The organism is candidate division WOR-3 bacterium (genome assembly GCA_039802205.1).
Lineage (GTDB): Bacteria > Hydrothermota > Tepidihabitantia > SM23-42 > JAOAFX01 > JAOAFX01.
Genome location: JBDRWD010000040.1, coordinates 1 through 24,662, shown reverse-complemented (window position 1 = coordinate 24,662; position 24,662 = coordinate 1). Strand labels below are relative to the sequence as shown.

At 42.3% G+C, this 24,662-nt stretch carries 19 protein-coding genes and 1 pseudogene; all 20 read left to right on the top strand.

What is annotated here, in order from left to right; translation table 11 throughout:
- Positions 1–72 precede the first annotated feature (72 nt).
- The gene (locus ABIL39_08585; protein MEO0166178.1) at positions 73–861 is read left to right on the top strand and encodes a hypothetical protein; all 789 of its coding nucleotides are present in this window, start codon (positions 73–75) and stop codon (positions 859–861) included.
- Positions 862–1,361: 500 nt separating this feature from the next.
- On the top strand, positions 1,362–3,086 hold the full coding sequence (locus ABIL39_08580; protein ID MEO0166177.1) for a T9SS type A sorting domain-containing protein: 1,725 nt from the start codon (positions 1,362–1,364) through the stop codon (positions 3,084–3,086).
- A 45-nt stretch (positions 3,087–3,131) separates the two neighbouring features.
- Positions 3,132–4,436, top strand: a complete 1,305-nt coding sequence (locus tag ABIL39_08575; GenBank protein ID MEO0166176.1) for a VCBS repeat-containing protein — start codon at positions 3,132–3,134, stop codon at positions 4,434–4,436.
- Positions 4,437–4,472: 36 nt separating this feature from the next.
- Positions 4,473–4,853: a T9SS type A sorting domain-containing protein gene (locus ABIL39_08570; GenBank protein ID MEO0166175.1), complete on the top strand. Its 381-nt coding sequence runs from the start codon at positions 4,473–4,475 to the stop codon at positions 4,851–4,853.
- Positions 4,854–5,264: 411 nt separating this feature from the next.
- Complete coding sequence (locus ABIL39_08565; GenBank protein MEO0166174.1) at positions 5,265–8,585, top strand: C25 family cysteine peptidase; 3,321 nt, start codon at positions 5,265–5,267, stop codon at positions 8,583–8,585.
- A 44-nt stretch (positions 8,586–8,629) separates the two neighbouring features.
- Positions 8,630–9,847 (top strand): bifunctional 3,4-dihydroxy-2-butanone-4-phosphate synthase/GTP cyclohydrolase II, encoded by a 1,218-nt coding sequence (locus tag ABIL39_08560; GenBank protein ID MEO0166173.1) that lies wholly within the window; start codon positions 8,630–8,632, stop codon positions 9,845–9,847.
- A gap of 12 nt (positions 9,848–9,859) precedes the next feature.
- Entirely contained in the window at positions 9,860–10,321 is a 462-nt protein-coding gene (gene ribH, locus ABIL39_08555) for a 6,7-dimethyl-8-ribityllumazine synthase (GenBank protein MEO0166172.1), read from the top strand.
- Positions 10,318–10,746 carry a transcription antitermination factor NusB gene (nusB, locus tag ABIL39_08550; protein MEO0166171.1) on the top strand — a complete coding sequence of 143 codons (429 nt, stop codon included), beginning with the start codon at positions 10,318–10,320 and terminating at the stop codon, positions 10,744–10,746. The genes ribH and nusB overlap by 4 nt, the downstream gene beginning before the upstream one ends.
- On the top strand, positions 10,724–11,452 hold the full coding sequence (locus tag ABIL39_08545; GenBank protein MEO0166170.1) for a metallophosphoesterase family protein: 729 nt from the start codon (positions 10,724–10,726) through the stop codon (positions 11,450–11,452). Before nusB ends, ABIL39_08545 begins: the two co-directional genes overlap by 23 nt.
- Positions 11,453–11,517: 65 nt before the next feature.
- A complete protein-coding gene (locus ABIL39_08540; protein MEO0166169.1) occupies positions 11,518–12,042 on the top strand; it encodes a nucleotide exchange factor GrpE in 525 nt (174 codons plus the stop codon).
- A pseudogene (gene dnaK, locus ABIL39_08535) lies at positions 12,020–13,819 on the top strand (molecular chaperone DnaK). Before ABIL39_08540 ends, dnaK begins: the two are co-directional and overlap by 23 nt.
- 165 nt (positions 13,820–13,984) lie before the next feature.
- On the top strand, positions 13,985–15,085 hold the full coding sequence (locus ABIL39_08530) for a DnaJ C-terminal domain-containing protein (GenBank protein ID MEO0166168.1): 1,101 nt from the start codon (positions 13,985–13,987) through the stop codon (positions 15,083–15,085).
- Complete coding sequence (locus ABIL39_08525; GenBank protein MEO0166167.1) at positions 15,036–15,797, top strand: RsmE family RNA methyltransferase; 762 nt, start codon at positions 15,036–15,038, stop codon at positions 15,795–15,797. The genes ABIL39_08530 and ABIL39_08525 overlap by 50 nt, the downstream gene beginning before the upstream one ends.
- Positions 15,798–16,226: 429 nt before the next feature.
- Positions 16,227–16,502, top strand: coding sequence for a hypothetical protein (locus ABIL39_08520; GenBank protein MEO0166166.1), 276 nt, complete (start codon positions 16,227–16,229; stop codon positions 16,500–16,502).
- Positions 16,499–19,210, top strand: coding sequence for a T9SS type A sorting domain-containing protein (locus tag ABIL39_08515; GenBank protein ID MEO0166165.1), 2,712 nt, complete (start codon positions 16,499–16,501; stop codon positions 19,208–19,210). Before ABIL39_08520 ends, ABIL39_08515 begins: the two co-directional genes overlap by 4 nt.
- 70 nt (positions 19,211–19,280) lie before the next feature.
- Positions 19,281–21,011: a T9SS type A sorting domain-containing protein gene (locus tag ABIL39_08510; GenBank protein MEO0166164.1), complete on the top strand. Its 1,731-nt coding sequence runs from the start codon at positions 19,281–19,283 to the stop codon at positions 21,009–21,011.
- Between the two features lie 343 nt (positions 21,012–21,354).
- Entirely contained in the window at positions 21,355–22,551 is a 1,197-nt protein-coding gene (gene pgsB, locus ABIL39_08505) for a poly-gamma-glutamate synthase PgsB (GenBank protein ID MEO0166163.1), read from the top strand.
- Entirely contained in the window at positions 22,548–22,997 is a 450-nt protein-coding gene (gene pgsC, locus ABIL39_08500; protein MEO0166162.1) for a poly-gamma-glutamate biosynthesis protein PgsC, read from the top strand. The genes pgsB and pgsC overlap by 4 nt, the downstream gene beginning before the upstream one ends.
- Positions 22,998–23,038: 41 nt before the next feature.
- Positions 23,039–24,079, top strand: a complete 1,041-nt coding sequence (gene pgsW, locus ABIL39_08495) for a poly-gamma-glutamate system protein (protein ID MEO0166161.1) — start codon at positions 23,039–23,041, stop codon at positions 24,077–24,079.
- The coding region (locus ABIL39_08490) for a hypothetical protein (GenBank protein ID MEO0166160.1) at positions 24,072–24,662 on the top strand (591 nt) is incomplete at its 3' end. The genes pgsW and ABIL39_08490, both read left to right, overlap by 8 nt.

Sequence of the window (24,662 nt, the reverse complement as noted above, 5' to 3'; positions counted from 1 at the left end):
GGTGCGATTTATCGCACAAATTTAGTTTTGGTGTCCTTTCAGCCTCCGGGCTGAATATAATGGAGGAAAAAAATGAAATTTAAGTTAACTTTAAGCACCATTTTCTTACTGGGCACAATAATCATTCTCAATGCCCAGTCCTATCCACCCGATGGGTGGCGGGTGGAAATAGATATTACAAGTAGAAATGGTGACCAAAAATCCGCAGATATTTGTGCGGTTCAAAATACAATACATGTGATCTATTGCGATAATTGGAATGATCCCACACGATCGCGATTTTGTTTATACTACAAAAAATCTGAAGATTTTGGATTCAATTGGACAGAATCTATTTCGCTTTCTTTGCCTGAGGAAAACGTTGTTGCTGAAGCCAACTGCAACAAGATTACTGCGTTGGGAGAAGAAGTTTACGTATTATATACTGTAAAAGATAATTATGGTGAGCGATACTTTTTGAAATTTATTAAATCTACTAATGGTGGAACATCTTGGAGCGAATTACTGACTATTTATGGTGCATCTCCTTGGCGTACTGAAAACGATATTGTTGTATCGAATGATTCAATAAGAATTATTTTCACAACAGGTTGGGATGTGTGCTACGGCGCTTCCGGTCTATCTGGAACCTCTTGGTGTATATCAACAATCCCAATACAAACACCAAATGTACCATTTATGTCGCCAAGTATTGCTTTAAGAAACAACCACCCACGCTGTGTGTTCGGAGGTGGTTGGGGTCCTAGCACGCTTTATTACGCAAAATTTGACAATAATCAATGGCAAGTCTCTCAGATTGATGGAGACCCACTGTCTATCCTTCGCGCTTGTATCGCATTAGAAGGAGTAACTTGTACATAAAATTTGAATCGGGAAACAATAAGCAAATCAAAATTCGCTACTCATCAAACGACGGAAATTCTTGGGTTACTTCAACTTGCCCTGTTTAGAATGCAGCAGGAAGCGATTTTTTAGTAACCGCTTCTAATAGATTTTGGGTATCCTTTTTTAATGTTAACACCTCTTTAAAGGATATATTCATCTGCGAGGGATATATCAATGAAGGTGTCATAAACTGGGAAAATCCGATCAAAATTACTGCGGGAACAAATCTCCCCAATAATCAATTTGAAACACATACCGCTGTTGCAAAAGCTGAGATTGGACGGTGTTTAATTTTCCACCGTTATCCTGTTGAAGATAATTACGATATTGGCTTCACTGCCAACGACGACCTCTTGCTTTCTGATGACAATCGTGCAACCGCTTTCAACAATGGTAGGCATTTGGTCCGGGACCCGCTCTCAAACAGACTCCATCTTGTCTATTTCTCACAGGGCAGACCCCATTATACCTGGTCAATGGATAACGGCCAAACCTGGGCACCTTATCATATCATTGAGAATATCCACGTCTCTCCAGTCAAGAAAGATTCTGGCTATTATCCTACAGTTGGTCTGCACCCGGGTATGCTCACCGCCCAACAACCCTGTATCGTTTACATTGACGATGAAAAGAATGTTGAATATCGCTATTTTGACGACCTTGGTGGTGAGTGGCGTGGATTTTCGATTCTATCTTATTCGCAGACTGGTCTTGAACCCGGTCCACCATCAATCTATACGCAAGGCGACCAAGTATATGTTGTGTTTTCGGTGAACAATTTAATGGGTAGCCCCCAATACCAGTTCATCAGTGCGGTTTATTTTTATCAGTTTGCTTATAATGCTACGAACCCTGGAAACCCGGTAATATTAGACCAGGCAACTGCCGGTGCTCTTACTGATAGCCGTGCTTCAATTGTCGTTGATGGCAATGGCAACCCGCATTGTGCCTGGAGTAAAATTGTTTCGGGAAATGAAAATATTTATTATCGCTGGCGGAATGGGAGTACCTGGCAGCCGATTGTTTTGGTTTCTAATCAATCTCCGAACTATGCTGATAAATCACCACATATTGATTGCTATGGCAATTGGCTTTCAGTGGTCTGGTATGATGAAGTTTCAGGCACTCCAAACGAAATATTGCGAAGGAAGAAACAAATATCGTCTGGAAGATGGTCAAGTGTAGACCCCTCATACAGTCAATCATCAAGTTTCTGTTCTGAATTTCCTGTTAATGCTGCTCATGATTTTTCAGTCTGGTGCGAAAACCAACCAGCAACTGATTACGACATCCGCTATCGCAGTGATACCTATGGCTTTGGCTGGGTATCTCAGGCACCTGAAAAAGAATCCTTCTGTCATAGTCAATTACAGAGGGATTATTATCCCTGGGATTTGTATACAGTCTTCACAAAAGGCAATTCAATTCCCTATCAGATTGTTTCTGTCCATCAACAATTTGGTGGTAGCCCACCCGGAACTTTATCAGCACTGTATACTGTAGAAACCGGCTTAGATACTGCTTCTGCATTCTGCATTCATCGTGATGGCGTAATCAAGTATAATACCTGCTCAGTTGATTATGGAACCAATCAAATAACCTATAATCTTTCACTCCTTGACCCGACATTTCCTTTACATCTGATTAAGGGGAAAATCTATTTTGAAGGCACAGGTAATAAAACCCAGGAACTCTGGATAAATAATGAGAAAAAGAGAACCTTTGTGGTTAAGGCTAATGAGCCCCACGAGTTCATTATTCCTATCCCTAAGGAATTATATCAGAATACATGCAAGATGACTCTTGCGCTCAAGAATCCTCAATCAAGCGGTGTCTATCTATCCGACCTTGCAGTCTATCGCATCGCTGATGCCAATTATGGTGGTCCTCAGTCATTAAGCAGCAGTCAATCAGGCAATAGAGCAAATCTGGTTATTGCGCCAAATCCATTTAGAGAGAAAATCTTGATACAATTTATAACTCCTGAATCAAATTCTCAAATTTCTTTAAGAATCTATGATGTTGCTGGGCGGGTGGTGAAAACATTCCAAGACATCCGGTGCAACATTTCTAACTCTGTGGTTTCTGTATTATGGGATGGTACTGATGATTCTAACAAGCAACTAGCTAATGGGATTTATTTCGTACAACTCAGCGCATACGGTAGTTCCAAGATAAATAAAATGATTATGGTTAGGTAAAAAATGGTTTCGGGGAAGGAGTACACCTCCTTCCCCGAAAGGACGATGATGCAATCAACACAATTTTTCATTCTGTTCATTCTTATAATAGGTTATAGTAATGGAATAAGCTTTCGAAAAGTTGCTGAATTACCTGATGGAGGTATTGAAAAAGCATTGGCATTTGATACAGACCATGATGGCTACCAAAATTTACTGTACTCTGGTGATAGTTGTGTGTACATTTGGGAGTATTCTCCCTATGATTATTATTTTCTTGAAACTACTGCTAAATTATCATGGATATATGATATTGGATATTTAGATAATGATTCACTTGTGGATATGACTGGCAGTTTGGAAAGTATATATCCTTATCCACTTTACGTTTACGAATCACCAACTTATTATTCCAACCCAACGAATATTGTTTGGCAGGACAGTGGATTTATGAATATATATGGAGTATATATTACTGACCTTGACCAAGATGGGTTAAAAGAAATTCTTTTCGGCTATACATCCATGGACCCACTAGGATGGTACACATGCGTTTATGAAAATATAGCGGATAACCAATACGCACCAGTTTGGCAGGACACAATACGTTCACTTGCTTATTGTGTCCATAATGATTTTGACTTGGACGGCAAAACGGAGTTTATCATACCTGACAGACTTCATGTTTGGGAGTGTTTTGGAAATGACAGTTACCAGTTAGTGTATGTTGATACTTTGAGCCAATCCAATTACATTTTTTCTGCACACGGTCATGATATGGATGGAAATGGAAAACCAGAATTTTTATTACCATGCGTTAGTTACTTATATTTTGATGCCTGGCTTTATCTTTATGAAGCAGTCAGTGATAATAATTATGTAAGATTTTTAATTGATTCGTTGACAAACTTACCATTTGACATAGCCTGGCATGAAAGTGAATGCGGTGATATTGATGGAGATGGTCAATATGAAATCATCTGGTCAACTTTTAATCAATGGCATATCTACAAGGCAATCGGCATCCATCAATATCAGAAAATATACAGTAGTATTTGGACTTCCCGTTCCAGCACATTAATAGCAGTTTACGACTTGAACGGGAATGGTTACCAGGAGGTTATTGAATCTTGGTATCAAAATAGTATGCCACCGCAATATGGTACCACCATCTGGGAGATTCAGGGGGTAAAGATTTTACAGCCAAATTATGGCTATATCCTCCACCCTGGAGAAGATTATCAAATCATCTGGCAGAAGTTTGACCCACCTGGTGCGGATTCTTTTGCATTATTCTTTTCATCAGATAATGGGAATACCTATGACACGATTGCAATGGGAATTCCCGGTAATGATACAACTTATCAATGACTTGTCCCTGATGTCATCTCTGATTCCTGCAAGATAATGATCTGGGCTTATGGACCGCCAAGACCTGGTGAGAACAGACCCCGGGGTGTTGCCTGGGATTTTGGTGATTTTAAGATAAGACCACTGGGCATTGAAAATGATGCAGGATACCGGATACAGGATGCAGGTTTAAAAATATTAGAAAATCCGGTGTTTAGTGGGAGATTAAAAATCCAGTATGCAGTTCCAGAACCATCAAAGGTGAAACTTGCTATCTACAATGTCTTAGGGCAGATTGAGCAGAGCCTTGTTGATGAATACAAACCTGCTGGCATCTATGAAATAGCAACCCCAAAACCCTTGCCAAGTGGTGTGTATTTTGTAAAATTGTTTGTTGATAATAAAGTGTTAACGAAAAAGACGATAATAATAAAATGAATGGAACAATTTCCGCTCCCACAAAATAAACAAAATATTTTATAAAAATTTTGCAACTGGGAAGTTTGAAAAAAATTGAATGTTTACAATTTTACGCAAGATTGAATATATTTTATCTCATTCACTCTCAAATATAACCATCGGCATTTTGTCATTGCTGATTTTACGAAAAATCTTTCGGCGTTTTCTATGCAGATTTTGTGGTGTTTAGTTAGATTGATCTGGAGGTGCAACCATAAGGAAAGGTTTCAGTCTTGCAATCCGAGAATCCCCATATAGTGTAGACTTTAGCCTGGTGCATAAACCGGCGAGAACTAATCGGGAATAAAACATCCTTTCAGGTGGACACCATGACTTGAAAACTTTTTAAATTAGTCTTGACAATTCTTTTTTGGGAATATATAATACAAAGTGAAATTAGGCAGATTTGTTTTATTTTTATTATCTTCTTCATTTTTACTCGCCCAAACGGACGGTGCCCGGTATTTAATCATCACCCATGACAATTACTACAACGCGCTAAAACCCCTTGCGGCCTGGAAAACCCAGAAAGGTTATAAAGCGAAAATTGTAAAACTATCAGAGATTGGGAACGATTCCACCCAGATAAAAAATTATATCATAAACGCCTACAACAACTGGGAGATGAAACCCGAGTATCTGCTTCTTGTCGGCAACAAATACCAGTTGCCTTTTCCCCGGATGGGTCAAACAGGATATGGAGTATATTATTCAGACAATTATTATACGAATGTGACCGGAGATTTTCGTAACGAGATAATTCCAGGCCGACTCTGGGTTTTTGATTCCAGCGAGGTAAAAACCATTGTGGCAAAAATCTTAGGTTATGAGAGAAATCCTTATCAGGGCGACACTTCATGGTACAGAAAAGGAACGACGATTGTGAACGAAGACAACTCTCCACCTTATGCCGACTCGGTTTACTGGGCAGATGCTCGTTTTACCCATCAACTTATGCGCGTGGCTGGATTTATACATATTGATTCTCTGGCGGAAAGTTTTAATAATTCCAGCATCGATGTGATAAATACACTAAATGAAGGACGATCCTATTTTCTCTACCGGGGTATCGGTGGAGGAACCTGGGATGTGCCCTTTTCAGATATAAATATCGCAGATATGAATAACGGATTCAAACTACCGGTGGTTATTTCAGCGACCTGTGCAACGGTGGAAATAATCGGTTATTCCTGGCTCAATGCCGGAACACCGGAACAGCCCAAAGGAACCGTAGGATTTTTTGGCACCACCACCATGTTGGACAATGCCGCCCCAATGCGCAGTGCCCTTGCCCAGGGGACAATCCAAGCAATCTTTGCTTCCCGTTATATCACTCTGGGCCGGGCCGCTGAAGCCGGAAGACTAAATTATTACCAACTTTTTGGCAACTCCCTTGAGTATGATAGTTGGACATGCCTGGGCGACCCGGAATTGAACCTTTGGACCACTACACCATGTCCAGGGCAAATTCTCCACCCGGGCTTCTGGTTTACCGATTCGTACTCGGTCGTGGTGAAATTAGATCAGCAACCCGTTGAGAGTGCTTTGGTGTGCATTATGGCATTTCGTGACTCGACAAAATATTACTACCGATGGACCGACCGCAATGGCTGCGCCAATTTTTATGGGACGCTCCAGCAGCCTGATTCAGGATTACTGACCGTAACAGGAAAAAATCTCCTCCCCTTTGTGGATACCATCGTGGGTGGCCACAGCAATGGTCCATTAATCATTTACTACAAACATCTAATCTTGGATACCATAGGCGGTAATGGCAATTATCTACCCAATAATGGTGAAAATATTGAACTGGCAGTATGGCTGATGAATATAGGCGATTCGGTTGCGTATGGCGTCCAGGGGATAATCCAGAAAGACGAATCCGATAACTTTTATCAAATCGCTGATACGATAAAAACATTTGGTGATATACCAGCCTATGATTCGGCTTTCACATCAGAAAATGGTTTTGACATTACCATCCATCCCGATTGTCCGGATAGCCACCGTATTAGATTAAAATTGACCCTGACCGATGCCCATGGTCAAATATGGACTTATCGTTTCGGGTTTCTGGTATACAGTCCGAGACCTTATTTAACCCTTCAATCCTACTTCATAAATGACTCTGCCGGCGGCAATAATGATCGCAAAATAAACCCTGGAGAAAATGTGGAACTCGGTGTCTGGCTCAAAAATATTGGCGATTCAATGGCGGAAAATGTCACAGTGAGTTTGTGTAAAGAAATCCCTGATTCTTATTTTCTCCTTGTTGATACCTTCAAATATTTTGGAACAATAATGCCCCAAGAATCTCTCAGTACGGGCGAAGATGGATTTAATCTGCTCGTTGATACGCTCTGCCCAGACCAGCACCAGTTAAGACTTCAAATTAGAATCACTGATTCCCTCGACTCTACCTGGATTTATAATTTCAGTTTGGTAAATTACGCCCCGAAACTCAACTATTATGACTATTTCTTTAATGATACACTCAAATACATCCTTCCTGGGGAAACCGCTCCGCTAAGAATCCTGATAAAAAATGCCGGCTCAGCAATTGCACACAACGTCGTAGGTCGGTTGGTCTCATTGGACACCACGCTCTTGGTAATCAGTGATTCCTGTAATTACCAGAATATCCTGCCCGAGAGTATTGTGGGACTTCACTCTTCGCCCTTTATTATCACAGCCCAGGCAAATCCCAGTCCAGCCCATCCCGCACATTTAAAACTCTACCTCAACGGCATTTTCTACCATGATTCAATCATGGTGACGGTCCATTGTGGAAGATATGATTATCTTGTCTGGGATCCGGACCCTAACCACACGAGCGGTTTTCTCATCCATCTCCAATTGACGAATCTCCGCTATAACGGCCAGTACAGCCGCGCCTTTCCTGCCGGTTATCTAAATATATACAAATCCCTTTTCGTCACCTGCGGTATGTCGCCCAATAATTATGTGATTCCTCACAATAGCCCGGTCATCCCCGAAATCCTTGATTTTTTAAATGATGGGAATAAGATGTATCTTGAGGGCGGTGAAGTATGGTATTACGATCCTTCTCATGGAGGTTTTGACTTCCGTCCGTATTTCTGTATCATCTCCATTGCCAACAACATCGGCTATTTTACCGGTGTCTCCGGTTGCGAAAGCACTTTCACCCGTCTGATGAGCTTTAATTATACGGGCGAAGCCAGTTCCATTGACCGTATAAGCCCGGATAGTGGCGGGGTAGCAATATTTAAAAATCGTTATAACAATTATGTCTGTGGTGTTGCCGCCCAGCACCGAACAATTGGTCTCTCCCTGGAATTTGGGGGTTTGGTTGACAGTCTACCCCCTTCAACCAAACGCATTTTGGCGGATTCAATTATGCGTTATTTTAATATCGAACCATCAAATACAGTTAGCGAAAAAGAAAATGCCGAAGGCGTGGTCGCGGGTGGAATTGAGTTATATCCCAATCCTTTCCGCGAGCATTGTATTTTTAGATATCATAATTCCCACGAGGTTGATACCTTCAACCTTGCGATATACGATGTTGCCGGAAGACTTGTAAGATCGTTCCCGGGCGTATTAACTAACCAAAAAATAATCTGGGACGGTCGAGATGGTATAGGAAGGCGGGTGCCTGCAGGTATCTTTTTTGTGGTAGTAAACGCCAGTAAACATCCCCGGGTGTTAAAAGCTGTGCTGCTCCGGTAGCAAAATTGTAGTTGACTTTTTGGGAATTTTTTATAAAATATAATATGTTCAACACTATTGACGAGGCGATTAAAGATATCAAAAAAGGTAAGGTAGTTATTGTTGTAGATGATGAGAATCGTGAAAATGAAGGTGATTTTATTGCGGCGGCAGAGAAAATCACCCCACAAATTGTGAATTTCATGGCGCAGCACGGTCGGGGCTTGATCTGTGTTGCATTGCCCGCACACCGGCTTGAGGAATTGAATATTCCCATAATGGTTGAAGATAATACTGCCAAATTTCAAACCCCTTTTGCAGTGAGCGTGGATTATAAAATTGGAACCACGACCGGAATATCGGCTTTTGACCGTGCCAAAACGATAAAGGCATTGGTCAACAAAAAAGCCAAACCTGAGGATTTTGCCCGTCCCGGTCATATCTTTCCCTTAAGGGCTATGGAGGGTGGGGTATTGCGAAGGGCTGGTCATACTGAAGCAAGTGTGGATCTGGCACGCCTCGCCGGGCTCTACCCATCAGGGGTTTTATGTGAGATAATGGATAGTGATGGCCGAATGGCGAAATTACCCAAATTAAAGAAAATCGCCCAAAAATTTAATCTCAAGATTATCACTATTAAAGACCTCATTGAATACCGCCGGAGAAGAGAAAAACTTGTTGAAAGAATTCTGGAAACAAAATTACCGACCCGCTATGGAGAATTCCGTTTAATTCTTTATGAAGACAAATTAACCAAAGAACATCATATCGCTTTAGTGATGGGAGATGTTGTTGGGAAAAAGAATGTCCTGGTAAGAGTCCATTCCCAGTGCCTCACGGGTGATGTCTTCCATTCCTTGAGATGTGATTGCGGTGACCAGATGGAAAAGGCACTCCGAATGATCGCCCAAAACCGCCTGGGGGTTTTCCTTTATATGCGCCAGGAAGGGCGGGGCATTGGGCTGGTGAATAAATTGAAAGCTTATTCCTTACAGGATAAAGGGTTTGATACAGTGGAAGCAAATCTTAAATTAGGATTCCCACCTGACTTGAGAGATTATGGTATCGGTGCCCAGATTCTGGTGGATTTAGGACTTTCCACAGTCAAACTCCTCACCAACAATCCCAAAAAAATTGTGGGGCTGGAAGGTTATGGATTAAAGGTTGTGGAACAAATTCCCATTCTTGCCCCTAATCGGTGTAACATCAATTATTTAAGGACCAAGCGGAAAAAATTGGGTCATCTGATACCCGAGACATTGGTTAATAGTATCCCTGACTAAAGGAGGCAATTTATGAAAGAAACTAAGGGGAAATTAATAGGCACCGATAAGAAATTTGCTCTCGTCGTGTCGCGCTTCAATGAGTTTATCTCGAAGAAACTATTGGAAGGGGCAATCGATTGCCTGTTGCGGCACAATGTAAATGAGGAGGATATTCATATTTATTGGGTTCCGGGAAGTTTTGAAATTCCCGGATTGGTGAGACAACTAAAAAGCAAAAAATTTGATTGTATCATTTGTCTGGGGGCGGTTATCCGGGGCGATACCCCCCACTTCGATTACATTGCCAGTGAAGTGACCAAGGGGATCGCACAATTAAATCTTGAACCGGGACCACCGGTTATCTACGGAATAATCACTGCAGATACCACAGACCAAGCGATTGAGCGTGCTGGAACAAAAATGGGTAATAAAGGCTGGGATGCGGCATTAACCGGTCTGGAAATGGTCAATCTTTATGCCGAAATCAAATGAGTCGCCGTCTTGCCCGGGAACTTGCCCTGAAAATCCTCTATGCCTATGAAAGCGGCCGGGACGGAAAGCAAGTTATCGATGAGGTTCTCAATAAAAAAAAATATCAGGCAGGAGTAAAGAAATTTGCCACGGCATTAACAATGTTGACGCTTGAGAATAAAGACCAGATCGATAGCCACATAAAAAAGGTCTTGCAAAACTGGGAATTTGACCGGATTGGAACGATTGATAAACTGATCCTGCGGATGGGGATTTGCGAATTTCTATACTTTGCTGATATACCGGTTGAAGTTTCCATAAACGAAGCGATCGAACTGGCAAAAAAATTTGGTGCTGATGAATCAAACAAGTTTGTCAACGGTATTCTGGATGCAGTAGCTCGCAATCTCAATATAACCAAAAATGAAAGCCGCAATAATAAGTGATATCCACGCCAATTTAGAAGCAATCCAGGCGGTCATAAAGGATATCAAAAAAAGAAGGATAAAGAATATCTTCTGTCTGGGTGATATTGTCGGCTACGGCGCAAATCCCAATGAATGCGCGGAAATCTGTTTTCAGGAGGCGGATGCGATTGTTGCGGGTAACCACGACTGGGCGACCATCGACAAAACTGATACGGCAAATTTTAACAAGGTTGCAGCCCAGGCAATAAAGTGGACTAAAGAACATATCAAACCCGAATATTACAAAAAACTCCAAGAATTGCCCCTGACTTATAAAATTGACAATCTCCTCCTTGTTCATTCCACTCCTGAACATCCTGAGGAATGGAATTATCTTTTCAACCTTGAGGAATTTGAAAACCAATTCAATTTCTTCACGGAACAGATATGTTTTGTGGGGCATTCGCATGTTGCCGGTGTTGTATTTCAAGACGATAATGGTTATACCGATTTCCTCCAGGAAAACCCATTTCCCATTATCAAAAGAAGGCGTTATATTATCAATGTGGGGAGTGTTGGTCAGCCTCGGGATCTTGACCCGCGGGCGAGTTATGTGATTTATGATGGGAATAAAAATACGATTGAGTTTGTCCGGATTGAGTATAATATCCCCCTCGCGGGTCAGAAAATAATCGCAGCAGGTTTACCCGAAATTCTCTCGGAACGTCTCCTGGTTGGACGATAAAAATTTAATGATAAACTTCCATAAATCGGATTTGTCTAAATTTTGACAATGAGGAGAATTTAACCATGGCAAAAAAAGGACCGGTGAGTTTGATGAAGGAAGAATTGGAGAAAAAAGAAGCGCAACTGAAAGAACTTCGGGAGGACTATCTGCGTGCGCTTGCGGAATGGGATAATTATCGAAAACGGATGGAGAACGAGTTCGCGGAGTTCAAAAAATTCGCAAAAGTAGAATTCCTCACTAAGATTCTACCGGTATTGGACAATTTCGACCGGGCACTGGCTGGTGCAGAATTGAATCCGAATTTTGAAAGTTTCTTCAAGGGGATTGAGATCATTGAACGTCAGTTGCGCGATGTTTTAAAATCAATGGGACTGGTTGAGTATTCCGGATTAGGTGAAATATTCGACCCGACGCTCCATGAGGCGGTGGGTGTTGTGATGAGTAATGATCATCCGGAAAATACTATTGTGGAAGAGATTAGTAAAGGTTACAAAGTTGGTGACCGGGTAATCAAACCGGCAAAAGTTTTGGTTTCAAAACCTGAAGAAAAAGGAGGTCAGGAAAATGTCGAAAATAATCGGGATTGATTTGGGAACTACCAATTCATGTGTTGCTGTTTTAGAAGGGGGGCAACCCGTTGTCATCCCTAACCCCGAAGGTGGCAGAACCACACCTTCGGTAGTAGCTTTTACCAAGACGGGCGAAAGACTCATTGGGCCACTTGCCAAGCGCCAGGCAATTACCAATCCCCAGAATACCATTTATTCAATAAAAAGGTTTATGGGTCGCCGTTACAGCGAGGTTCCTCAGGAGATTGCCCGTGTTCCCTATAAGGTCGTGGAACACACCAACGGCGATGCCTGGGTTGAAGTGATGGGCAAAAGATATTCACCGCCCGAAATCTCAGCGATGATTCTCCAGTATCTTAAACAAGCGGCCGAAGCATATCTTGGCGAAAAAGTGACCAAGGCGGTGATTACGGTTCCGGCATATTTCAACGATTCGCAGCGCCAGGCGACAAAAGATGCGGGTACAATCGCCGGGCTTGAAGTTCTCCGTATAATAAATGAACCAACGGCCTCATCCCTTGCTTACGGTCTGGACAAAAAGAAACATGAAAAGATTGCAGTTTACGATTTTGGCGGTGGAACATTTGATATTTCAATTTTGGAGATCGGTGAAGGGGTATTCGAAGTTCTTTCTACCAATGGCGATACCCACCTGGGTGGCGATGATATTGACGAGCGGATAATGAATTATATTGCTGAAGAATTTATGCGTGAACATGGTATTGATTTACGCAAAGATGTGACTGCCCTCCAACGGCTCAAGGAGGCTGCGGAAAAAGCCAAATGTGAACTCTCCACGGTAATGGAGACGACAATCAGTCTTCCTTTTATCGCCTCGGACAAAGACCGCACTCCATTGCATCTGGAGATGAAATTGACCAGGGCTAAACTTGAAAGCCTTGTGGAAGACCTGATTCAACGTTCCATACCACCGATAAAACAAGCACTCTTGGATGCCAATCTTACTGTCCAGGATATCAATGAGGTCGTGCTGGTGGGAGGGCAAACGAGAATGCCTCGTATTCAGCAGGTGGTGCGAGATTTCTTTGGCAAAGAACCTCATAAAGGTATCAATCCGGATGAAGTCGTTGCTATCGGCGCGGCAATTCAAGGGGCAGTCCTGGCAGGAGAGAAAAAGGACATTCTCTTACTCGATGTAACACCATTGACCTTAGGAATTGAAACCCTCGGTGGTGTGATGACGCCTATCATCCCACGCAATACTACCATTCCGACTAAAAAATCCCAAATATTTACCACTGCCGAAGATAACCAGACAGCGGTCACGGTCCATGTCCTCCAAGGCGAAAGACCCATGGCCCACCAGAACCGAACCCTGGGTAAGTTTGACCTCTATGGCATCCCGCCTGCACCGCGGGGTATCCCCCAGATTGAGGTGACATTTGATATTGATGCGGACGGTATTCTCCATGTCTCGGCTAAAGACCTTGGTACGGGAAAAGAACAAAAGATTAAAATCACAGCCTCGAGCGGATTGACGAAAGAAGAGATTGAAAGAATGGTAAAAGAAGCCGAAGAACATGCAGCGGAAGACAGGCGTCAACGAGAATTGATTGAAGCAAGAAATAAGGCAGACAATGTGATCTATAGCGTGGAAAAAACCCTGAAGGAATACGGAGAAAAGATCTCCTTCGAAGAAAGAAGTGAAATCGGCAAGAAATTAGAGATACTCAAGCAGAAGAAAGATGGAAACGATATCAATGCGATAAATCAGGCGATAGATGACCTGCAACAGGCAGTCTACAAACTATCAGAAGCAGTTTATCGAGAAGCAGCAACGCGGGCACAGTCTGCTGGACCATCTGAACCGCCACCTGGTCCAAAACCAGAAGAAGGAGCGGCTGGGGGTGCCGATTACCGGGTTGTTGACGACGAAGGAAATAAGTAAAATTTAGCGCTTCCATTTCCGCAAATTGGTTAATCAGAGGTCAATCCCGGTATGAAAAAAGATTATTACGAAATTCTTGGGGTCCCACGGAATGCTACTCCCGAAGAAATAAAGAAAGCATATCGGGAACTAGCAAAGAAGTGGCATCCGGACATGAACCCCAACAACAAAAAAGAGGCTGAGGAGAAGTTTAAAGAAATCTCCGAAGCCTACGAAGTTTTAATGGACCCCCAGAAGCGTCAGCTCTATGATAATTACGGACACGAAGGTGTCTCACAGACCTTCCGGGGTGGTGGTTTCACCTGGGACGATTTTACCCATTTTGATGACCTGGAAGATATCCTCGGTAATCTCTTCGGTAGTTCCATATTCGGCGATTTCTTCGGCACCACTACCCGGACACGCACCGCACAGCAACGGGGCGGTGATATAAAAGTTGTGTTAAGGGTATCGCTGGAGGATATTGCTAATTCAGCTAAAAAGCAGTTTAAGGTAAATCGGTATGAATACTGTTCTGCATGTGCTGGGAAAGGAGGTTATGATTTTGCACCATGTTCTCAGTGCGGCGGCCGGGGTCAGATAAGAACCACAACCCGCAGTTTCTTTGGCACATTTACCAGCGTCTCCACCTGTCCTAAATGTCATGGTAGTGGCGAATTAGTAAAAACCCCTTGTGCCAAGTGTAGCGGAACAGGCCGGATTAAAGTGCAAAGAACCGTGGAGATAAGAATTCCCAAGGGTGTGAGCAATGGTCAATACATTGTGCTCCGTGGTGAAGGACATTACGGTCCTGGTGGTAAAGGCAATATCATCGTGGAGTTTGAAGAAAAACCCCATGAATATTATGAGAGGCGAGGTGATGACCTTTTCATCCAGGTGGCGGTTCCCTATTCCACCCTTATCAGTGGCGGCACTGTAGAAATCCCCGGACTTAATGGAACAAGGGAAGTAGTAAAAATCCCTAAGGGTTGTGGTGCGCCGGAGATAATAAAGATAAGAGGTAAGGGAATGCCCAAAATCAATGGGGGCACGGGTGACCTGTATGTGGAAATAGGCCTAAAACCTTTGGCAACCTATGACCGTAATTTCACAAAATTGATTGATGAACTTAAAAAATATGAAGGCGAACCAGTTATCAAAAAACGCATTTAATATGCATACCCAAATGCACAATCTCTTTTTTGTAAAAGAAGAACAAATTCAAAACGCCCAGATTTTGCTTACGGGTCCAGAATTCCATCATATAAAGAATGTGCTGCGGAAAAGACCGGGGGATACGATCTATTTTACGGATGGCAAAGGCAAAAGATACCACACGGTGATTGAACAGATTTTGCAAAATGCGATGGTTATAAAGATTCTCGAGGAAGAACTGATACCGAGACAAAATCCGTTAAAACTCTATCTAGGTATTGCACCACTCAAAGGTGGCCGTACCGATTTCATCATCGAAAAAGGCACCGAACTCGGGGTAAGTGGGTTTATCTTTTTCCTTACCCAGTATTCAGTGGTGAAAAACCTGACCCAACCCCGGCTTGAACATTTCAAAAAAATTGCTTTGGCCGCGATGTTACAATCACAGCAATATTATATGCCTGAAGTATCATTTGTTGATGATATTCAAAAGGAATTTAACAAATATGATTTGATTGTTGTGGGTGACAGAACCGGAAAAGATAAACTCCAACCTGGTTTGCAAAATATTCTCTTATTGATTGGGCCAGAGGGTGGTTTTTCACCTGAAGAACAAAAAACTTATTCTTCCTATAATGCCCGTTTTATTTCTTTCAGTCCCAATCGTTTGCGAAGTGAAACTGCCGCCCTAGCAGGCATTGTAAATATCTACAACTATTACAATCAATAAAACCCAAAAATATGAGAACCCTGGGCGGTTAGTAACTGAAGAAAGTAAAAAGGTTTGTCCTACATCTAACTTTAAATTATTAAGCAACCTTGACCACTAAATAAATCTAAGAAGTGAGAGGCATCACCCTTGCGTGCCAAAAATCCCCCCATATAGGGCAAGGCTTTAGTTTTGCGCTCAACCAGTGGCACCGGAGCAGAAAAATATAGTGCCGATAAAAATTTCTGGTGGCCGCAGGCTTCAGCCTGCGCATGGTCTTTTTCATAGGATGTAGCCGCAACCTTCTGGTTGCGTAGGGTCTTTTCTATAGGATTGAAATAATCGCAGGGCAAACCTTCAGGTTTGCGATATTGTAGCGGTGCGATTTATCGCACAAATTTAGTTTTGGTGTCCTTTCAGCCTCCGGGCTGAATATAATGGAGGAAAAAAATGAAATTTAAGTTAACTTTAAGCACCATTTTATTACTGGGCACAATAATCATTCTCAATGCCCAGTCCTATCCACCCGATGGGTGGAGGTGTAAAATGTCTATTGCCGCAACACTGCAGCAGCCAAAATTCCCTGAGATGGTCGTCAAAAATGATGCTATCCATGCCATCTGGAGTGATAATCGTGAAGGTAACTACCGGGTTTATTATAAAAATCAACCAATGTTGGGTTCACCTGGTCAAGCGAGGTCGCAATTTCTGAGGCTGGCGATATGATACCCGATGCCAAAAGAAACCTCAGTATCGCCGGCATTGACAATTATCTCTATGTGGTTTACACCACGAAATTAGAAATTCCCCATACTCTGAAGTTCTGTCGTTCAACCAATGATGGCGTAACCTGGGAAGGATATTACGAAGTTGCCGATGCAATTTATAACTTACCCGAACCTTCAATCACTGCGGATAACGACTCTATCCGTTTGGTTTTTCGTCAGGGCTCATATATTGTTTACACTGCCTCCGGCGATCATGGTAATTCGTGGAGTCCATTTGATATAATTGATGCGGGTGGTCCTTATCCTGAATGCTGTCCGGATATAACAACTTTCAATAATAAACCCCATGTCGTTTTTGTAAGCAATGAAGTGAGTTTAGCATGGGAGATCGGCTACATATTTTACGCAACACCTTCTGCCCAGGGCTGGTACACAACCTGTATCCTTGTTGACCCCTGGAATCAAATCTTTTACTATCCGCACATTGCACTTGATCAGCAGGGGTATATCTATGCAATCTGTGAAGATACACTAAGAGGTCCTAACACAGGTCACATTAGATGCTTTGCCTCAACAGATGGTGGAGAGCACTGGGATACGGGGACTTTAGGTGTAAATGAAATAGAAGGTTCTGATTTTCTAATCGCGGGGACAAATAGGCTCTTCGCAGTCTGTGGTGATGCGAACTATGTTTATGGATGTTATGGCAATTACTCACCCGGGGTAGGTTTTGACTGGGAAAGTCCATTTATACTTGAGGATATTAGTCCCGTTGAGCCCCCAGCCTGTAAACCGCACTGTTGTATTGTGAAAGGGAATATTGCAAAACACCTGATTTTCCATATCGGCTATGGCAATAATCAAGACCTTGCGTATATGGCAAACGACGACCTCTTGCTTTCTGATACCCCAGAGGCGACTGCGTTTAACTCTGCCAATCATCTGGTCAGGGATATATTCAGTGGCACTCTGCACCTTGTCTATCAATCCCAAGGAAGAGTCCATTACTCGTTCTCTAATGATGGTGGTGAAACCTGGTCACCGTATCATATTCTTGAAGACCCTCAGAGCCAGCAAAAAGAATATGGGCGGTACCCATCGGTAGGATTGGTTCCCGGATTTTTTGCCAGTAATCCCTGTGTGGTGTTCATTGATAACGAAAATCAGGTCAAGTATCGTTATCGGGACCTCAGCGGTGAATGGCAGGGATTTACGATTCTCCCTTCTGTGGGTCTTGAACCTGGACCTCCGGCAGTTGCGACCTATGGTGGCGATGTCTTTGTTGCCTTTTCCGTAATGAACTGGGTAGGTGGTGAGGATTATGTCAGTGCAGTTTTATTCTATCAGTTTAATGCGACTGCGACCGAACCGCCTGAACCTTATATTATTGACCAGGCAGATGATGGCACGCTGTATGGCAGTAATGTGGCAATAACGATTGATGGCAATGGTGACCCTCATGTTGTCTGGAGCAAGAAACTTGCACCTGATAGACCTGAGGATATTTTCTATCGGTGGCGGACTGACGGCAACTGGCAGGATATAGAAAATATTTCCCGGCAGGACGATGCCCCTTCAACATATCCTCATCTTGATGATCATGGTAATTATCTTGCAGTAGTGTGGCATTATGACGGTGATTATGAAATCTGGCGACGGGAGAAAGATATTCCTAATAATAGGTGGGAAGATGGAGGAGGTTACAGCCAGCCATATGCTGTTTGTGCCTATCCGGTTAATGCAGCTGTTGATTTCTCGGTCTGGTGTGAAGCACCGATTGACCAATTTGACATCCGTTACCGCAGTGAGACCTACGGCTATGGCTGGGTCAGTCAGGCATCTGAAAACGAATACTTCTGCCATAGTTATTTACAGAGAGACTGGTATCCCTGGGACCTCTATACCATCTTCACTAAAGGTGATGCAACACCCTATCAGATTGTCTGTGTCCATCAGCAGTTTGGTGATGCACCGCCCGGCAGTGAATCACCGTTATACATAGTAGAAACAGGTAAAAACACGCCCTCAGCATTCTGCAGACAGCGTGACGGGATAATTAATTACAGCAATTGTTCGGTTGATTATGCAAATAGCGAGTTGATATATGACCTCTGTCTTCTTGACCCTGCTTTTCCTTTCCACAAGGTTAAAGGCACTGCCTACTTTGAAGGCAATAGTAACCGAACCTATGAACTCTGGATTAATGGTGTCAAAAAACATACCCTGACAATAAAACCGAATGAATCTTATGATTTTGAGGTGTTAATTCCTAATGACCTGTATCGTGATGCGCATCGGATTACCTTTTCAATAAAGAATCCCAATAGTACCGGTGTCGCGCTTGCGGGAATCAAGGTTTATCGGAAGGTCGATGAGAAAGGTGGTGGTGGTCCGCAATCCTTAAGAGATAGCAAATATTCACCACATAATCAATTGGTTGCATTCCCGAATCCGTTTTCACAAGAGACATCCATTAAATTACAGATTACAGATAATAATCAAAAGATTTCTTTAAAAGTTTATGATGCAACCGGGCGTGTGGTAAAGACCTTCAACAAGATTCGGAATAAATCAGACACTTCCGCACATTCGCTGTTATGGTCTGGGTTTGATGACAATGGTAAGCAATTGCCTGCGGGAATCCACTTTGTGGAATTAAAATCAGGTAATCAGTCAATGACTGAAAAGGTGATTAAGCTAAAATAGTAGTATTACCGGGGAGAGGAGAGTTCTCCTCTCCCCGTAAGAATTCTCAGTATGAAAAGGATGGGGAACTATGAAGACACCATGGCTTATGATTCTAATTGCCGGGTTTGTTATTCTGGGTGAATCTCTTAGTTTCCGCAAAGTCACGGAGTTTCTGAATGCCGACGGTACTTGGAGGGCTCAATGTTTTGATACAGACCAGGATGGGAGACAAAACATCATTTTTGGTAAATATGGGGCAGAAGTGCTACAATTCTGGGAGCATATCGGTTATGACAAATACATATTAGAAGATACAGTAAGTCCAAAAGTTCCACTTTATAGTATCGGCTTTTTAGATACTGACTCCCTGGTGGATATGGTGGGGAGTAAGTTTGGTGGTGGTTCCCCGTTATATGTGTATGAATCGCCATCACCCCATGCCCATCCAACTACCATCGTGTGGGCGGATAGCGGGTTTAATGGCATTGCTGGTGGTTATATTGTTGATCTTGATCAAGATGGAATAAGAGAAATTCTCTTCAGCTATCACTACAATTACCAACCTCCATGGTGGCATTATACCTGTGTTTATGAGAACACCGGTGACAATCAATATACCCTGGTCTGGCAAGATACGATTCCTGACGCATCATATTTTATAAATGGTGATTTTGACCAGGACGGTCAGATAGAATTTATAAGTAGTAATGCCGAAGGATATGTTTATGTTTGGGAATGCGTTGGTGATGACAACTATCAGTTAATATTCGAGGATACATTACCTCGCCCCGGCAGCTACGACATATTTGCCTCTCACGATATGGATGGCAATGACAAACCCGAGTTTCTGCTTAATTCATTATTTAGCAAAGCCCGACTGTATCTTTATGAATCAATAGGGGACAATATCTATGAATATTTTCCGGTTGATTCAACTCAATTACCGTCAAATTGGTATCACGCATTTAGTATCTGCGGTGATATTGACGCCGATGGTATAGAAGAAATTGTCTGGTCAACCTGCAACCGTTGGCATATTATTAAAGCGACCGGGATACATCAATATCAGCGCGTTTACAGCAGCGATTGGACCAGCCACCAGATAGTGGAGTTGAACGTTTATGATTTAAATGCCAATGGCTATCCTGAGGTAATTGAGTCTTGGTATGAAAACGGCATTCCGACTTTACATGCTGTTGTCATCTGGGAGATTGAGGGGGTGCGTTTACACCAGCCTAATGGCGGTGAGGTTTTGCATCCAGGACAGCAATATCCCATTACCTGGGAAAAGTTTGACCCACCGAGTGCGGATTCATTCGCTTTATTCTTCTCATCAGATAATGGGAATACCTATGATACAATTGCCCTGGGAATTCCAGGAAATGATACAACTTATCAATGGCTTGTCCCTGATGTCATCTCTGATTCCTGCAAGATAATGATCTGGGCTTATGGACCGCCAAGACCCGGTGAGAATAGACCCCGGGGTGTTGCCTGGGATTTTGGTGATTTTAAGATAAGACCATTAGGGATTGAGACTGATGCAGGATACCGGATACAGGATGCAGGTTTAAAGATTCTACAGAATCCAGTATTTGATGGTAGAATAAAAATCCAGTATGCAGTTCCACAACCATCAAAGGTAAAACTGGTTATCTACAATGTCTTAGGGCAGATTGAGCAGATCCTATTCGATGGCTACAAACCTGCGGGCATCTATAAAATAGAGACCGGGCAATTGATAGGTGGTGTGTATTTTGTAAAATTATTTGTTAATGAAAAGGTAATAACGAAGAAATGTGTGATTTTAAAGGATTAAAGAGCACTGAATCCCCCTTATCCCCTCTTTATAAAATGGGGACAGAGAGGGATTTTATTGACCTAACATTCCTGGTTCGTCTACTAAAAGGCACTGTCTATTTTGAAGGGAATGGTAACAGAACCTTGAAGATTGTGGCTAATTTTATACTTCACGCAACTAAAGGCAACCGCAAGGCAAAAGCCTTGCCCTATATTCTGGCCTGTTCTACTCCCGTACTGGAGCTGAGGCTTTAGCCCCGTGTCCTGGAGTGCGTTTGCTAATGCGAATTTCCGGTGCCAAACTTTAGCGTCCATCTTCAAATGGACGATTGACAATATTCAGTTTTTGATTAAACTTTACCGTGCATCTTGACTACGGCATCTTATTGCTCTTTTCTCTCCTCATTCTTTTTATCATCGTGGGCCGTCTGGAATGGATAAATCACGAACGGAATATCCGCGCCATACCATTGCGCATCGTGGTTAATGGCACACGGGGTAAATCAACCGTAACCAGATTACTGGGTGCTGCACTTAAAGCTGGCGGATATAAAACCCTAACCAAGACCACCGGGACAAAACCAAGGATGGTTATTGATAACCAATTTGAGGAGCCCGTAATTCGACCCGGCCGGGCAAATATCCGAGAACAACTTGCTATCACAAGAAGAGCTGCCCGGGAAAATGTAACTGCACTTGTGCTGGAAAATATGTCTCTAAGACCAGACCTTCAATGGATTGAAGAGAGTAAAATAATCGCTCCCCAGATTGTGGTGATCACGAATGTAAGGGCAGACCATCTGGATGTAATGGGACCAACCCTGACCGATATCGCCAAAAACTTCATTAATGCAGTTCCATCCCATGCCAAAATTTTCACTGCGGAGAAAAATTTATATCCACTCCTGGAAAAACTAGCAAAGAAGCGGGGGTTAGAAATCTTTTTAAGTCAAGAAGACGAAGTCTCTCTTGAAGAATTAAAAAATTTTCCCTATGTTGAACACCGTGAAAATGTTGCACTCGTTTTAACCATCTGCCGCCATCTGGGTATTCCTCGGGATAAAGCCTTAAAGGAGATGTATCGGTATATCCCGGATTATGGTGTTTTGAAAAAATATCATCTGCAACTGGGAACCAAAAAAGTTACCCTTTATAACGCCCTGGCTGCGAATGACCCGGATTCTTCTTTTCTGATATACGAAAGGATTGGCAAACCTGAGGAAAATCTTTATCTTCTCATCAACTGCCGTGCTGACCGGATTGACCGTTCGGTGCAGCTTGCAGAATTAATAGGTACGAAGATAAACGCTAACGCTTACTTCGTCACCGGTGGCGAGACCCATGTTTTCTGTCGTTATGCTCGGAAAAATGGTATTGATAAAAATAAAATTTTTGACCTAGGCAATCGTTCTTTTGAATACATTTATCAGGTGCTCGCCAAGGAGATAAAAGATGACAGTGTACTCCTGGCGCTGGGCAATATCGTAGGCTATGGTGAAAAGCTTATTGAGTATCTGGTCCAGCACGGTAGTCTGTCTACCCCACAAAGCCGAATATGATTGTAATCGCCGTAGGATTGGGAATGATGTTTAATCTACTGCTCACCGAGACGATAGGACTTGCTGCTGGTGGGGTCGTGGTTCCTGGCTATATCGCCCTCAACCTACATCAACCCGACATGGTAATTAGCACCATTATCGTAGCACTGGTAACCTATCTCCTGCTCCGTTTTCTTTCCCGCTACATCCTGCTCTATGGCCGAAGACTTTTAATCGTCGCGATTATCATCGGATATCTCCTTGGTTATCTTACGCACATTTATCCCTCACTAACCCTGGAGACCTTAAAGCTTGATATCGTCACCATCGGTTTTGTTGTTCCTGGACTTATTGCCTACTGGATGCAACGCCAAGGAGTTATAGAAACACTGAGTACCATGCTTATTGCCGCGGTGCTGGTGAGATTGATTATAATAATCCTGACTGGAGGTGCGGTATTTCTTTAAAACTCCGAAGTGGCAAAGTCCCCAATTATATCCTCATTGTAGTGGCGATTATCGCTTTGTTTTTTATTTATTGCGTTTTTCATTATCAAACAAAAATTTATGCCCCTCATTACCAAGAAAAAATTGCCAGTGCCCGATTGACCCAGACATTTTTTGAACAAGTAAAAATCCAAAGATTGAAATTGGGTATTTTAATCGATCCGGTGAATGACCCTAATCAAACGGGATTGATTGGGATTGAACATTCTCCCATCACAAGTGAACCGGGTGACCTTAATGCAAAATTGACTACTACCAATCCCAATGTCGCCGGAGCACTTGTAGAGTTATTAAAAAAATGTCAGCTCAAGGAGGGGGATATAATCGCCGTTTCCTTCAGTGGCTCATTTCCAGCTTTAAACCTGGCAACACTTGCGACTATCCAGACGCTCAACCTACAACCACTTATCATCACTTCTGTAAGTTCTTCAATGTGGGGTGCAAATATTCCTGAATTTACTTATCTTGATATGGAAAAATTTTTATTTCAGAATGGTCTTTTAAAATTTCGTTCGGTTGCTGCTTCCCTGGGAGGTATTGATGACATTGGTAGAGGATTGAGCCCAGAAGGTAGAAAAATCCTTGAAACAGCAATAGAAAGAAATGAAATTATGGAATTGAAATCAAAAGACCTTGAAGAGGCGATAGAAAAAAGATTCAGATTATATTACGAAATTGCTGGTGAAGAAAAAATTTCCTGTTTTATAAATATCGGGGGCGGTGCAACTGCACTCGCAGGATACGAATTACCTACAGGAATTTTAGACCCATTGAAATATTCTTTCCATCAAGGGCTTGCTGGCAGGTTTCTTAAAAACGGCGTAAAGGTGATAAATATCAACAACATTGGAACCTTGACGAGGCGTTATGAACTTCCCATTGCACCGATACCCCTCCCGGAAATTGGCGAAGGGAAATTATATTATGAAAAACGTTATTCGGTCATTCTCTCCACAATCTTTTTTGTCATCCTCAGTTTGATAATCTTTGTGGTCTTGAGAATTGATATTGATTATTACATCAGGAGGCATAAAAATGATTAATATTATTTTATTTTTTGTCCTGAATCAGGTTGTAAACATTTCGCCAATGAATGAAGTTAAAATAAAAATCCAGACACAAAAAGAAGAATCTTATTATGTTCTGACCAAAAAGCAACCATTAGAGATAAAAGTCTCAGGGCCAACCTGGCTCCGGGTCTATACAAGAATTCCCTGGTCGGGTGAGAAAAAAGGTACAAAATTATACAAATTAATTCTACAGGAAGATGACATTAAAGAAAAATTTATTACCCTGGAGAGCGAGTATTCAAAAGTATCCCGTATTGATAATATTAGATTGAGTAAATGGCGTTCTTTTTATATAAATGTCCCAGAAGGAAACCACTCATACCGTTTTATTCACTGGCGTGCACCAGGTGATACAGTCTTTTTGAAGTTTACAAATGAATCACCCGGTAAATGGCAGGATATTACACCACTTTCTTATAATGCCAAACTTGAACTCATTGAGAATGAGAAAATTGTTAATTATTTTGAGGCGACTCAGGAAAAACCAGTTATATTAGAAATAGAAGGGCCAAAAAAATTAAAAATAATCTCACGTTTTAATTTAAAGACAGATACC